This window comes from Dickeya zeae NCPPB 2538, assembly GCF_000406165.1.
Taxonomy (GTDB): domain Bacteria; phylum Pseudomonadota; class Gammaproteobacteria; order Enterobacterales; family Enterobacteriaceae; genus Dickeya; species Dickeya zeae.
This window is the reverse complement of record NZ_CM001977.1, coordinates 877265-891325: the sequence shown is the minus strand read 5'-3', so window position 1 is coordinate 891325 and position 14061 is coordinate 877265. Positions and strand designations below refer to the sequence as shown.

The 14061-nt window shown below is 54.4% G+C and carries 11 protein-coding genes and 1 pseudogene; 9 read left to right on the top strand and 3 right to left on the bottom strand.

Annotated elements, in window-relative coordinates:
• Nucleotides 1–103: 103 nt before the first annotated feature.
• On the top strand, nucleotides 104–2365 hold the full coding sequence (locus DZE2538_RS04055) for a molybdopterin-dependent oxidoreductase (protein WP_038915652.1): 2262 nt from the start codon (nucleotides 104–106) through the stop codon (nucleotides 2363–2365).
• 75 nt (nucleotides 2366–2440) lie between these two features.
• Here the strand turns inward: DZE2538_RS04055 and DZE2538_RS04050 are convergent, their stop codons facing one another.
• Nucleotides 2441–2965 (bottom strand): TIGR00645 family protein, encoded by a 525-nt coding sequence (locus DZE2538_RS04050; RefSeq protein ID WP_019844402.1) that lies wholly within the window; start codon nucleotides 2963–2965, stop codon nucleotides 2441–2443.
• A gap of 342 nt (nucleotides 2966–3307) precedes the next feature.
• Between DZE2538_RS04050 and DZE2538_RS04045 the strand changes: the two genes are divergently transcribed.
• The 5 genes and pseudogenes from DZE2538_RS04045 (at nucleotide 3308) to queF (ending at nucleotide 8761) form a co-directional block, all read left to right on the top strand.
• The gene (locus DZE2538_RS04045) at nucleotides 3308–5050 is read left to right on the top strand and encodes a polysaccharide lyase family protein (protein ID WP_038915651.1); all 1743 of its coding nucleotides are present in this window, start codon (nucleotides 3308–3310) and stop codon (nucleotides 5048–5050) included.
• A gap of 134 nt (nucleotides 5051–5184) precedes the next feature.
• Nucleotides 5185–5931, top strand: a complete 747-nt coding sequence (locus DZE2538_RS04040) for an SDR family oxidoreductase (RefSeq protein WP_023639033.1) — start codon at nucleotides 5185–5187, stop codon at nucleotides 5929–5931.
• 496 nt (nucleotides 5932–6427) lie between these two features.
• Nucleotides 6428–7042: a helix-turn-helix domain-containing protein gene (locus DZE2538_RS04035; RefSeq protein ID WP_023639032.1), complete on the top strand. Its 615-nt coding sequence runs from the start codon at nucleotides 6428–6430 to the stop codon at nucleotides 7040–7042.
• Nucleotides 7043–7913, top strand: a pseudogene (locus DZE2538_RS04030) (queuosine precursor transporter). It begins immediately after the preceding gene.
• A 5-nt stretch (nucleotides 7914–7918) separates the two neighbouring features.
• Nucleotides 7919–8761, top strand: a complete 843-nt coding sequence (gene queF / locus DZE2538_RS04025) for an NADPH-dependent 7-cyano-7-deazaguanine reductase QueF (RefSeq protein ID WP_019844407.1) — start codon at nucleotides 7919–7921, stop codon at nucleotides 8759–8761.
• On the opposite strand, the gene DZE2538_RS04020 is transcribed toward queF, so the two are convergent.
• The gene (locus tag DZE2538_RS04020) at nucleotides 8736–9695 is read right to left on the bottom strand and encodes a LysR family transcriptional regulator (protein ID WP_038915650.1); all 960 of its coding nucleotides are present in this window, start codon (nucleotides 9693–9695) and stop codon (nucleotides 8736–8738) included. The two genes, queF and DZE2538_RS04020, sit on opposite strands and share 26 nt — an antisense overlap.
• A gap of 119 nt (nucleotides 9696–9814) precedes the next feature.
• On the opposite strand from DZE2538_RS04020, the gene DZE2538_RS04015 reads away from it, so the two are divergent.
• Nucleotides 9815–10900 (top strand): tartrate dehydrogenase, encoded by a 1086-nt coding sequence (locus tag DZE2538_RS04015; RefSeq protein ID WP_012883583.1) that lies wholly within the window; start codon nucleotides 9815–9817, stop codon nucleotides 10898–10900.
• Between the two features lie 91 nt (nucleotides 10901–10991).
• Here DZE2538_RS04015 and azuC read toward each other — a convergent pair whose 3' ends face one another.
• Nucleotides 10992–11075, bottom strand: coding sequence for a stress response protein AzuC (azuC, locus tag DZE2538_RS21430; RefSeq protein WP_146214194.1), 84 nt, complete (start codon nucleotides 11073–11075; stop codon nucleotides 10992–10994).
• A 334-nt stretch (nucleotides 11076–11409) separates the two neighbouring features.
• On the opposite strand from azuC, the gene DZE2538_RS04010 reads away from it, so the two are divergent.
• A complete protein-coding gene (locus DZE2538_RS04010) occupies nucleotides 11410–12603 on the top strand; it encodes a multidrug efflux MFS transporter (protein ID WP_038915648.1) in 1194 nt (397 codons plus the stop codon).
• Nucleotides 12604–12747: 144 nt separating this feature from the next.
• Nucleotides 12748–14028, top strand: coding sequence for an ABC transporter substrate-binding protein (locus tag DZE2538_RS04005; RefSeq protein ID WP_080638948.1), 1281 nt, complete (start codon nucleotides 12748–12750; stop codon nucleotides 14026–14028).
• The last annotated feature ends 33 nt before the right edge of the window (nucleotides 14029–14061 follow it).

The window sequence follows — 14061 nt, the reverse complement described above, 5'->3', positions numbered from 1 at the left end:
ATAGATAACAAATCATAGCATTATCAGCAGTACCTTTCAGGGAACACTGCCTGGCGCGTTACCGCCAGCCTTCACGGCATCCAGCCAATTTACCGAGGACGTTATGACAATCAGGCGTTATCCACACCTTGCCCATTGGGGCGCGTTCACCGCTGTTGTTGAAGACGGCAGGCTTATCCGCTGCGAACCGTTTGCTGATGACCCGGACCCATCGCCCATGCTCGATTCCATCGTCCCGCTGGTCTATTCCGATAAACGTATTCGCAAACCGGCGGTACGCCGCTCCTGGCTGGAAAAACGAGAAAATAGCGATCGTACGCTGCGTGGTAAAGAACCGTTCGTCGAAGTGGACTGGGATCTCGCGCTGGATCTGGTGGCGGAAGAAAACCGCTGGGTACGCGATCGTTACGGCGCTGACGGTCTGTTTGCCGGGTCATATGGCTGGTCGTCCGCCGGGCGCTTTCATCATGCCCGTTCTCAGGTACGACGCTTCTATTTCTCCGGCGGTGGCGCGGTAGACCAGACCGGCAACTACAGCTGGGGAGCGGCACAATTCTTCCTGCCGTATGTGATAGGTACTTTCCACCCGCTCACCGGCAAAGTGACCGAGTGGCGTAGCGTGGCGGATCACTGCGAACTGTTTATTGCCTTCGGCGGGCTGGCGCTGAAAAACGCCCAGGTCGCTTCCGGCGGTGCCGGGCACCACACACTAAAACCGGCGCTGGAGAAACTGGTGGCGCGCGGCATTCCAGTTATCAATATCAGCCCCATGCGAGATGACTGCCCGGCGTTCGTCAACGCGGAGTGGATTCCTATTCGCCCGAATACCGACGTGGCATTGATGCTGGCGCTGGGCTACGAGATACAGCGACGGGAAGCGCAAGACCGTGATTTTCTGGCGCGTCATTGCGTCGGTTACGCACAACTGCGCGACTACCTCAACGGTCACAGCGACGGTATTGCCAAAACACCGGCATGGGCCAGTGCCATCACCGGCATCCCGGCCGAGCGTATCGAAAAACTGGCGCAACAGTTGATCGGTGTACGCAGTTTTATGACCTGTTCTTACTCGGTGCAACGCGCCCACCGTGGCGAACAACCTTACTGGATGATGATCGCACTGTCGGCGATGCTCGGGCAGGTAGGGTTACCGGGTGGCGGTTTCTCGTTTGGTCACGGCTCGATGAACAGCGTCGGTAACGAGCGCATGACATCCCCCGCACCCGCGTCGCCCTCCGTCCCCAATCCCGGCCAGTCGATTCCGGTCGCACGTATCGCCGACATGCTGCTGAATCCCGGCAAGCCCTATACGTTTTGCGGCGAGCAACGTAGTTATCCTGATATCCATCTTATCCACTGGGCCGGTGGTAACCCATTCCACCATCACCAGCAGCTTAACCGGTTGGTTGAAGGCTGGCAGCGTCCGGATACCGTTATCGTGCAGGATATCGTCTGGACTGCCGCTGCGCAGATGGCCGACATTGTACTGCCTGTCACCACCTCACTGGAAAGAAACGACATAGGCGGCTCCTCACGGGATCGTTTCGTGTTCGCCATGCATCAGGCGATTGCGCCACAGCATCAGGCGCGTCATGACTACGACATTTTCAGCGAACTGGCCGAGCGCTTAGGCTATGGCGATGCGTTCACCCAGGGTGGCCGTACCGAGCGGCAATGGCTGGAAACGATGTACCTCAACTGCCGTGAGCGTCAGGGCAGTGTCGGCGAAAGCTGGCCTGACTTCGACGGTTTCTGGCAACAGGGCTACGTGGATATCCCGATGGACGAGCAACCGTTCGTGTTTTTCGAAGAATTCCGCCACGACCCGGTGAAACACCCGCTCAACACGCCCAGCGGCAAAATCGAGCTATTCAGCAGTACCATCGCCGACTACAGCTACCCGGATTTCGCCCCGCATCCGCAGTGGCAGCCGCCGGTAGAATGGCTCGGCGCAGACGCCACACAACGCTGGCCGTTGCATTTTATCTCTATCCAGCCAGCCGATCGGCTGCACAGCCAGTTAGGCAGCACGCCGCAGGTTAGCGCGAACAAAACCGCCGGGCATGAAACCCTGTACATGCACCCGCAGGATGCAGCCGCTCGCGGTATTCGCCACGGAGAACGGGTGGAAGTACGCAACGAGCGAGGACGCATCTACGCTGGGGTGGACGTCACCGATGGCGTCACACCGGGTGTGGTGATCATGTCGACCGGTGCCTGGTTTGAGCCCGGTTTCGGTCAGGCGCAATGGCACGAGGTGGAACAGTCTGGCAATGCCAACGTGCTGACCCGCGATATGGGGTCATCGCCGCTCACACAAGGTCCGAACGCCATGAGTTGCCTGGTGGATGTCATCGCACTCTGAGTGCCATTTCATGTGCGGGCGATAAAAAAACGCCCCCGGTTATCGGGGGCGCTTCCTCTCTATAAATTCTGGCGCTCAATGCTTATCGTGCGCTTTTTCAGCACCGTGATGAGCATGGCGTGACAACCAGTCCAGATACCCCATCACAAAAGCAGACAACACAAAGGTCAGGTGAATAATCACATACCACATCAGCTTGTTGTCCGGCACGTTTTTGGCATCCATAAACACCCGCAGCAGGTGAATAGATGAAATCGCCACAATTGATGCCGCCACTTTGTTTTTCAGCGAGCTGGAGTCCATTTTCCCCAGCCAGTTTAGTTTTTCTTTGTGCTCGTCGATATCCAGCGCCGACACAAAGTTTTCATAGCCGGAAAACATCACCATCACCAGCAGCCCACCTACCAGCGTCATGTCCACCAACGATAACAGCGTCAGAATCAAATCGGATTCCGCAATCGAGAAAATGTTCGGCAGAACCAGCCAGATCTCTTCAAAGAACTTGATGGCCAGCGCCAGTAATCCCAGCGACAACCCCAGATAAACCGGAGCCAGCAGCCACCGTGCAGCGTACATCGTATTTTCAAGAAAACGTTCCATAGCGCCTATCAGGTACAGGTTTGAGAGAAGGGCATGATAGCGAAAAACCGTACCAGAGTGGTATTAAATTACTCCACAATATAACGCATTGATTTTATAAAATTTTCACCCCATTTCACCCCATTTCACTGCATTATATCGCCAATAGCTGACACCAGCGCACGTCGTAGCATAATCAACAACTATGATCCTGATCGTTCCAATCTTCACACGGTTGCCACTGTTGCGTCACACATGGCTATCCGGCAAAGGAGTATCGTCCGCCACTGTGCCAGTCTGTGGGTTTCGGTATCGCTTTCCCTACAACGCACCTCTCATCACAAGATAAATGGACGATGCATCATGATGAAACCTCTACAGACATGGCGTACCTCGTTGTTGACGTTGGCATTTGTACTGCCACTGACGGCGACAGGCGCCGTACAGCTAACGCTGGACGGCATGAACAGCACGTTGGATAACGGGTTGCTGAAAGTTCGCTTTGGCGCAGACGGCAGCGCAAAAGAAGTATGGAAAGGCGGTACCAACCTAATTTCCCACCTCTCCGGCGCGGCGCGCGACCCGGATAAAAATCGCAGCTTTTATCTCGATTACTACTCCGGCGGCGTCAACGAATTCGTACCGGAGCGGTTAAACGTCATCAAACAGACGCCGGACATGGTGCATCTGGCCTATATCGATGACCAGAACGGCAAGCTGCGGCTGGAATATCACCTGATCATGACTAGCGACGTCAGCGGACTTTACAGCTACGTGGTCGTCGCCAACACTGGCGCTGCGCCAGTTACAGTCAGCGAACTGCGCAACGTTTATCGCTTTGACGCCACCCGGCTGGATACCTTGTTCAATAGCATCAGGCGCGGCACGCCGTTGTTGTACGACGAACTGGAGCAGTTACCCAAAGTGCAGGATGAAACCTGGCAGTTGCCTGACGGCAACATCTACTCCAAATACGACTTTGCCGGTTATCAGCGCGAAAGCCGCTACTGGGGGGTGATGGGTAACGGTTACGGCGCATGGATGGTGCCCGCCAGCGGTGAATACTTCTCGGGCGATGCCTTAAAACAGGAACTGCTGGTGCATCAGGATGCGATTCTCCTGAACTACCTGACCGGCTCGCACTTCGGCACGCCGGATATGGTGGCGCAGCCGGGCTTTGAAAAACTCTATGGCCCGTGGCTGCTGTACATCAATCAGGGCAACGACCGGGAACTGGTAGCGGATGTGAGCCGCCGGGCTGAACATGAGCGCGCCAGTTGGCCTTACCGCTGGCTGGATGATTCGCGCTATCCTCGCGTACGCGCTACAGTCAGCGGCCGCCTGCACACCGATGCGCCGCACGCTATGGTGGTACTGAACAACAGTAAAGAAGATTTCGACGTCCAGACCACCGGTTACCTGTACACCACGCGAACCCATCGGGATGGCCGCTTTAGCTTGGACAACGTACCGCCGGGTGAGTACCGGTTGTCGGCTTACGCTGACGGCGGCACACAAATCGGTCTGTTGGCGCAGAAAACCATCCAGGTCGACGGTAAAAAAACCCGGCTCGGCCAGATTGAGGCCCAACGCCCCGCCCCGCTGGTATGGGCCATTGGCCAGGCTGACCGACGGGCCGACGAGTTCCGTTTCGGCGATAAGCTACGTCAATATCACTGGCAAACCGAAGTCCCGGCCAACCTGACTTTCGAAATTGGTAAAAGCCGCGAACGCAAGGACTGGTACTACGCCCAGACTCAACCGGGTAGCTGGCATGTCCAGTTTACTACCCGCACGCCTGAACAGCCCTACACCCTGAATATTGCTCTCGCTGCCGCCAGCAACAGCGGTATGACGACACCTGCCAGCTCGCCACAGTTGGTGGTGAAGCTAAACGATCAGTTGCTTACAACGCTGAAGTACGACAACGACAAGGCGATTTATCGGGGAGCCATGCAAAGTGGCCGTTACCATGAAGCGCATATCCCATTGCCAGCCGGCATACTGCAACCAGGTAGCAACCGGATTACGCTGGAGCTGCAGGGCGGGATGGTGATGTACGATGCCATCACGCTGACGAAAACGCTACCACGCACGCAACCCTGACACGGTTGCCACAGACATCCCTCACTTTATGCCTGATGCCTGTTCCGAATGGATGCCAGTCGGGCATAAAGTGGACGTCGTTTGAGCCACCGCTTATTCTGTCGGTTTTCCAGTAAATACCAGAGTACCAGCCTATGCAGAAAATAACCCTTATCACTGGCGGCTCACGGGGTATCGGCCGGGCAACAGCATTACATCTGGCACGACAAGGGCACTGGATAGCCATCAGTTATCTGCATCAACAGCAACAAGCGCAAGATGTGGTTGAAGACATTACCGCTCTGGGTGGCAAGGCCATCGCACTTCAGGCGGATGTCGCCGACGAACAGCAGATAGTATCGCTATTTGCCAGGATTGATAGCGAACTGGGGCCACTCTCAGGACTGGTCAATAACGCCGGTATCCTGCGCCCTCAGGCACGGATCGAAGAGCTGGATGCAGCACGCCTCAACACGATGTTTGCAGCGAATATTACCGGGTGTTTTTTGTGCGCGCGCGAAGCGGTTAAACGCATGGCTCATCGCCACGGTGGTCAGGGCGGCGCGATTGTTAACGTGTCATCCGCCGCTTCTCGTCTGGGGTCGCCGTATGAGTATGTAGACTATGCTGCTTCCAAAGGCGCTATCGATTCTATGACCAAAGGCCTGTCGCTGGAGGTCGCGGCAGAAGGCATTCGGGTCAACGCCGTACGCCCTGGATTTATTTATACCGACATTCACGCGGACGGCGGCGAACCAGGACGGGTCGATCGTATCCGCCAGGCGATTCCGATGCAACGAGGCGGCCAGCCGGAAGAAGTGGCGAGCGCGATTGCCTGGTTACTGTCGGATGAAGCCAGCTACGTCACCGGAAGTTTTATCGATCTGGCAGGTGGTAAATAAATAGACTCAGCAGGCAGGCCTGACAAAACAAAAACGCTGCACAGTTGTGCAGCGTTCTGAAAGGCGAGAAACGATATATCTCCTGTCACTCCACCGTGGTAAAGCATCCGTCTCGGTTCCCTGGTGTCGGATGCATGACTGTTTGCGTCAGAGACGCCATCAACAATCAATTAGCATATCAGCTATATGTAATTCTTATATTTGGTTATCTGCATGACACAGATTAATTAATTTATCTAAACGTTATAGCAATAAAAACAGACAAGTCAACACATTAATAGACACTTTATGATCTTTAATGTCTATTTTTAATGGCCGCATTACAACAACCACCAATCTATTGAATAAATCCATGCTCTTTCATGCGTTTTCTTCAGTCTGCATCAGGCGTGACAGTCCTGACTAACTGATATTTTTCTGCCTGACAGGGATAGGTGAAACTAACGCGTTATCGTAAGATGAACCTGTCTGAGAACTGACCTGAGAAGGGATGACCATGAAAACAACGAATGCTCAGCGCAAAACTAATATCATTAAAAATATTGAATATCTGATGCGTACCCGAGGTGAAACCAAGGCCTCGTTTTCTAATCGCACCGGGGTAACGCGTACCACTATCTACAAAATTCTTGAAGGTAGGGTCAACAAGGTTCAGCAATCCACCATCAATCGCATTTCCGATTTCTTCGGCGTGTCCTGTGAAGAAATCGAAGATTACGATCTGGAAAAGGTGGAACAGCTGAACAATACCGTTTCATTTGACGGTAACAAAAACCCAGCGGCGATCCCTGTCATCCCGCAGTCACAACTGCTATCGGTTCGACAAAACAAGATTGGTCAGTTAGCGGTCCAGTATCCCTTGACCTGGTTCTTCGGAGAAGAAGCCAACATGGTGGCGGTACAGGTGGAGTCACCGATTGGCGATGCGTTCCACCCCGGCGCTTTGTTGCTTCTGCGCCGACCGCCCGCGCTGATGCCAAATACGCCGATACTCTACCACGCTCCTGATGTGGGATTTTTCGTCGACATCCCCGACCCGGCAACTGTGGCAGATAAAAGACGCCCGGAGGACACCATCCTGCTGGGATATATCATAGAGGAAAGGATATAAATGGATGCAAACAAGAAATTCAAGCTGCTGGGGTTCAACCACAGTGGTGAGTTATCCGCCAATATCATGGTACTGTCGACCGGTAAGATGATCCATATGGATCTCAAGGAACTGGTCGACAGCGAAATTTCCGATGACCTGAGCCGACACGAACTCAATGCATTGTACAAAAAACTCTATGCCGGCAAAGACATTACTACCGCCTACGATCTCAGCGACAGAAATGAACGCTCCTGGTATGCCTATCTTCTGATCACGGTCATGTTGAGCGTTATCTACATTTTTTTCCAATGTTGCCGGTTCCAAACCCATTTTTATTCCTTCGCTGAACATGGTGGTTCCAACCGCAATATTTATCTACCCGTTCACCTTCATACTGGTAGATATTCTCAATGAGTTCTATGGGTTACGTCTCGCACGGCGCACCATTTATGTCGCGTTTTTCTCCAACGTATTCTTCGCCATCAGCCTGTGGTGCACCACCCTCATTCCCAGCTTACCCGAATGGGAATTAGGAAAAACGTACAATGGTATTACCGAAAGCATCATGTCAGTGTTGCTGGCCTCATCACTGGCTTACCTGATTTCCGAAAACATCAACGCCTGGGTGCTGCACAAAATCAAGATAATGACCAAGTCGCGTTATCTGTTTGTCCGCGTGATCACCAGTACCGTTACCGCCTCCGCCGTCGACAGTGTGATTTTCTGCACCATCGCGTTTTATAATGTGCTGAGTTTTGACGTGATCCGCACGATGATTCTGTCGCAATTTCTGGTTAAAGTAGTCTATGCGGTGTTGGGCGTCGGCCCGATTTACGGTACCCGCAGGCTGTTCAGAAAATACATTCATGCCGTACCAGCAAGGAACTGAGCGATATGCATATTACAGAAAACGATAGCATTACCCATTTGGGGGTGCGCTCCAGCTACCCGGACAAATACGACCCGACACTGCTCGAAGCGCTGCCGCGCGCCCGTGGCCGTGATCTGGTAGGCCTGACCGGTTCATCCCTGCCGTTTGACGGCTACGATCTGTGGACAGCCTTTGAGCTGTCGTGGCTCAATCGCAAGGGAAAACCACTGGTGGGTATCGCTGAATTCATTATCCCAGCCAGTTCGGAAAACCTGATCGAATCCAAATCGTTCAAACTGTACCTCAACAGCTTTAACCAGACTCGTTTTCAGGATATCGGCGAAGTACACGCCACCCTGATCAAAGACCTGTCCGCTGCCGCCAATGGCGATGTTAAGGTCACGCTGTACCCGGGGTTGACCGGTTATTCATCACAGATCGATACCCTGCCCGGCATCAACATCGACGAGCTGGACATTGAAGTGAACGATTACGGCTTTAATCCTGATTATTTGCAGCACGCTGTACGTGACAACGCGCCGCACGTCACCGAAACCCTGTGCTCCAATCTGCTGAAATCTAACTGTCTGGTCACGTATCAGCCGGACTGGGGCAGCGTCGTCATCAAATACGAAGGCCGACAAATCGACCGGGAAGCACTGCTGCGTTATCTGATTTCGTTCCGCCAGCACAATGAATTCCACGAACAGTGTGTCGAGCGCATTTTTAATGACCTCAAACGTTACTGCCAACCGGAAAAACTGACCGTGTTCGCCCGTTATACCCGTCGTGGCGGCCTGGACATCAACCCGTTCCGTAGCGACTTTGAAACTGAAGCCACTACCGGTCGTCTGGTTCGTCAGTAATACCGTGCGCCTCTCCACCTTCGGGGAGGCGCTGCCCGCCTTCTTCCCGTTGTGGTAAATACTGTTTCAGCCAGGCGATAAACGCTGAAATGCGTGCCGGTACATGCCGCCGCTGCTGATAAACCGCGTAGATATCCGCTTCCGGCATGATGTAATCCGGTAATAACGCCACCAGCCTCCCGTTACCAAGCCAGGAGCGCACGTCCCACAACGAACGCAAAATAATGCCGTGTCCGTCCAGGGCGTAGCGCATGATCACCTCACCATCGTTGGCAGAAAGATTGCCGAAAGCCCGATGGGTAAACTCGTGTCCATCACGATAAAAACGCCATAAGCCGTAATCGCTCTCGTACTGACGCAGCACCAGACAATTGTGCTCAGCAAGGTCTGCCACGGTTTTCGGTGTACCACAACGCGCCAGATACGCGGGTGAAGCACACAGTACCCGTGGATTTGCCATCAACCGATGTGCGACCAGTCGGGAGTCTGGCGGCGCCCCGAAGCGAATATCAATGTCGACACCGGCATCCAGCATATTGAGCGGTTGGCTGGTGAGCTGCAACTGCACTTCCAGTTCCGGGTGCAAGCGGGCAAATTCGGAAATCAGCGGCGCGATGTGACGTCGCCCAAAACCGAACGAGGCATTCACGGTCAATCGCCCACGCAGCGTAAGCTGATTACGACGAACCTGACTTTCCAGCTCCTCGATTTCATGCAGAATCGGCAAAGCGCCTTCGGCGTATAGCTGGCCTTCCGGCGTCAAATCCAACCGGCGGGTGGTACGTCTGATCAATTGCACGCCCAGACGCTGCTCCAGTTGCGTCAGGCGTTTGCTGACAGCAGGCAGCGACAGCCCACTTTCACGGGCCACTGCCGTCAAACTGCCAAGCGCGGCAATACGGCTAAAGAACAGCAAATCGTCGATTGAGCGCATTATTCTTCTCTTTTATTCAACAATGTCTTTACCGGAAGCGAAATTGTTTACGTCAGGCAAAGTAAATACACTTTCTGTTATCCGAGTGCAATCGTTCAAAAAAACATTCAGGAGTTGCCATGTCTCAACCGCATTACCGTATTGCCGTCATCCCCGGCGACGGCATCGGCAAGGAAGTGATGCCGGAAGGGGTACGCGTTCTTACCCGTACTGCCGAGCTGTTTAATATCCGGCTAGAGTGGGAATGGTTTGATTTTGCCAGCGCTGATTACTACCTCCAGCACGGCAAAATGCTGCCGGATAACTGGTTTACGCTGCTCAAAGGCTTCGATGCCATCTACTTTGGTGCGGTAGGCTGGCCGGATGTGGTACCGGACCATGTATCGCTGTGGCAGTCGCTATTATTATTCCGCCGTGAGTTCGATCAGTACGTCAACCTGCGGCCCTGCCGCCTGATGCCGGGGGTGAAAGCGCCGCTGGCTGGTCGCGAGCCTGGTGATATCGACTTTTATATCGTGCGTGAAAATACCGAAGGCGAGTATTCCAGCGTCGGTGGCACCATGTTCGCTGGAACCGAGCGTGAGGTGGTGATTCAGGAAACGGTGATGACCCGCGTTGGTGTCGATCGCATCCTCAAATTTGCCTATGACCTGGCGATGAAGCGCCCGAAAAAGCACCTGACCTCCGCCACCAAATCTAACGGTATCGCCATCACCATGCCGTACTGGGACAGCCGCGTCGCCGAAATGGGCACCCGCTATCCCGAGGTGAAGGTCGACAAATACCACATTGATATCCTCACCGCCAACTTCGTGCTACACCCGGATTGGTTTGACGTAGTGGTCGCCAGTAATCTGTTTGGCGATATATTGTCCGACCTTGGCCCTGCCTGTACCGGCACCATCGGCATTGCGCCTTCGGCCAATATCAACCCGGAACGCACCTTCCCCAGCCTGTTTGAGCCAGTACATGGCTCAGCGCCGGATATCGCCGGTAAAGGTATCGCCAACCCCATCGGCCAAATCTGGTGCGGGGCGATGATGCTGGAGCATCTGGGACATGACGACGCCGGGGCTGCGGTGCTCAGCGCCATTGAGCGTGTGCTGGAACAAGGCCCGGGCAACGCACCGTTAACGAAAGACCTCGGCGGTAACGGTAATACCGCAGCACTGGGTGAGGCGATTGCGCAGGCTGTGCGCCGCTAACCGCATCAGCATGCAGTAACAACCCGCTCGAAAAACAAGAAGGCCGCTATCATAGCGGCCTTCTTATTAGTATCTTGGTCTGCTTAGGCAATTAATGCATGGCACCCGGCGGGATGTCTTTGTAAGCATTGACATAAGCGATCAGCAGTCTTCTCAGAAATTTACGCACGTTCATCACCTTGGTTAACGACTTATTTGTGAACTTTCTGGTAAAAGATTGTACGTTTTGTTGAATTCAGACGCAATACTTTTGTGATGGCTATCACAAAAAAATCAGACTCACGTTTTAGTTTCCCCACTTAACCCGGTCATGCCGCCTGCTCATTCTCTCCCTATGGCAGCGCTTTTTTGCAACCAAAAACACCTCACTATCCGGGTTTGGATTATTCTTTGATCTATAAAATTATTTCCCGGCTAAGACAAAAGCAGCCATACTAACGGGGCTGCGTAATTCAGCGCGGCACTGGCGCGCTTGCCCCGGCCTTTTACTGACGATGTAAACCTGCCCTATGGAAACCTGGAAACTCAACCTCTTCGCCGCCTGGCTGGGATGCTTTTTTACCGGCATGGCAATGAGCCAGATACTGCCGTTTCTGCCGCTCTATATCGAACACCTTGGGGTCAGTGACCACACTGCCTTGAATCTGTGGTCCGGTCTGGTGTTCAGTTCCTCGTTTTTGGTTTCTGCCATCGTCGCGCCGCTATGGGGCAGTCTGGCTGATCGCAAAGGCCGTAAGCTGATGCTGCTGCGTGCTGCGCTCGGCATGTCTATCGTCATGGCGCTGCAAGGCATGGCGACCAACGTCTGGCACCTGTTTATTCTGCGCACCCTGATGGGGCTGACTTCCGGCTACATTCCTAACGCCATGGCGCTGATTGCCTCGCAAGTACCGCGCAACCGCAGCGGTTGGGCGCTAGGCACGCTGTCGACCGGGCAAGTCGCCGGGGTGTTGATTGGGCCGTTGCTTGGCGGCTTTATGGCCGATACCATCGGTTTGCGCATGGTGTTTTTCATCACCTCCGCCCTGCTGTTTATCTGCTTTCTGATTACGTTGTTCGCGGTTCGCGAAAGCGCGATTACCGTCAGTAAAAAGGCGCAGCTCAGCGGCCGGGCGGTATTTGCCTCGCTGCCTTATCCGCTGTTGATTATCAGTCTGTGCGTCACCACCATGATGATTCAGATGGCGAATGGCTCTATCAGCCCTATTCTGACGCTGTTTATCCGCGACTTGTCCCCTAACATTGATAACATTGCCTTTATCAGCGGGATTATCGCCGCCGTACCGGGTGTGTCGGCGCTGCTGTCCGCTCCCCGCCTCGGCAAACTGGGGGATCGCATCGGTTCTCAGCGGGTGTTGATCGTCGCGCTATTCCTGTGCGCACTGCTGTTTTTCCTGATGTCGGCGGTGCAAAGCTCTGTCCAGCTTGGGATTTTACGTTTTGCGTTAGGGTTCGCCGACGGTGCGCTGATGCCCGCCGTGCAGGCGCTGCTGGTCAAATACAGCAGCCAGCAGGTCACCGGACGCATTTTCGGTTATAACCAGTCCTGTATGTATTTGGGCAACGTGGTCGGCCCGCTGCTGGGTTCCACAGTCTCCGCTACGTTGGGCTACCGTTGGGTCTTTCTGGTGACTGCACTGCTGGTGCTGATTAACGGTGTCCAACTGATGGTGAGTTTCGCCCGCCTGCCGAAAAAAGTCTGACCTCGTCAGGGGAGCCGTGTCGTCGGCTTCCCTTCACCGCGGCCGGATCTCCGATTGTTCATCCTGCTTTCATGTTTTTGTCATCCTTGTCGCCAAAGATAGCGCCTGTGCAAACGTATGCACTCCTGACAAAAGGCGCTCACTATGTTTGGCAAGAATATGTTTGGCAAAAATATGTCTGGCAACACCACTCACTCACACAGTAAGACTTCCCTTTCCCGTCTGTTGCTCGCCGTGGGTCTGGCATGCAGCATGACATCGCAGGCCGCTGATCTGGTCATCGCCGGACGCGATGACGTTTACGGCAAAGCACTCGACAGTACGCTGGCTCGTTTCCAGCAGCAGCACCCTGGCAAGCAGATTGAACTGCTGAAACTGCCCTACGCCAACCTGTATGAAAAACTGGTGATCTCCCTGCGGGAAAACGCCTCGGCCTACGACCTGATGCTGATGGACGACAGCTGGAGCCCGGAGTTCGCCGGTAATGGCTGGCTACAACCACTGCCGGAAAGCCTGCAAAGCAGCGATTTTATTCCGGCGGTACTGAATGTCTCACGCGTGCCGGAAAACAGCGGCCCGGCGTACAGCCTGCCGGTGGTCGGTAACGTGGCAATGTTTGCTTATCGCCAGGATCTGTTCGATAAACACCAGCTCAAAGCCCCCGCCAGTTGGGACGAAGTATTAAGCGATGCCAAAACCCTGCAACAGCAGGAACCGGGGGTTTCCGGCGTGGTGTTCCGTGGCATGAAGGGCAACCCGATTGTGTCCGGCTTTATGCCAATGCTGTGGGCCTACGGCGGCAACGTCATCACCAACGGCAAAGCCTCGCTAGACTCGCCGCAAGCACTTCAGGCACTCAATACCCTCAAGGCGCTGAAAGCCTTCGCGCCGACCGGGGTTGAGGTGTACAACGCCGCCGATGTCCGTCAGGCGATGGAGCAAGGTAAAGCGGCGATGGCGATCGAAGTCTGGCCTGCCTGGGCGGCAACACTGGACGACGCTGACAAATCTAAAGTGGTCGGCAAAATGACGTTGCAACCGGCACCGGGGCAAAACGTCGGCCCATCACCGATGCTGGGTATCTGGCAGATGGCTATTGCCAAAAATAGCCAGCACAGCGAACTGGCGCAGCAATTCCTGAGCTACCTCACCAGCGCGGAAAACCAGAAAGCGCTGGCGCTGGAGCTGGGACTGCCGCCGACTCGCCGCAGCGTCTATCAGGATGCACAAGTGGTGCAGAAATACCGCTGGTATCCGGCACAGTTAGCAGCACTGGAAGCGGGCAAGGCGCGTCCGCGTATCCGCAACTGGCAGGAAGTGGAAAGCATCCTCGGCGACTACCTGCAACTGGCGCTGATGGATCAAATGCCAGCGAAGGTCGCGTTAGAACAGGCTAATCAAAAGATCGCACAGGTCCTGAAGTAATACGGACTGAAGTAACACGCATCAACATGACTG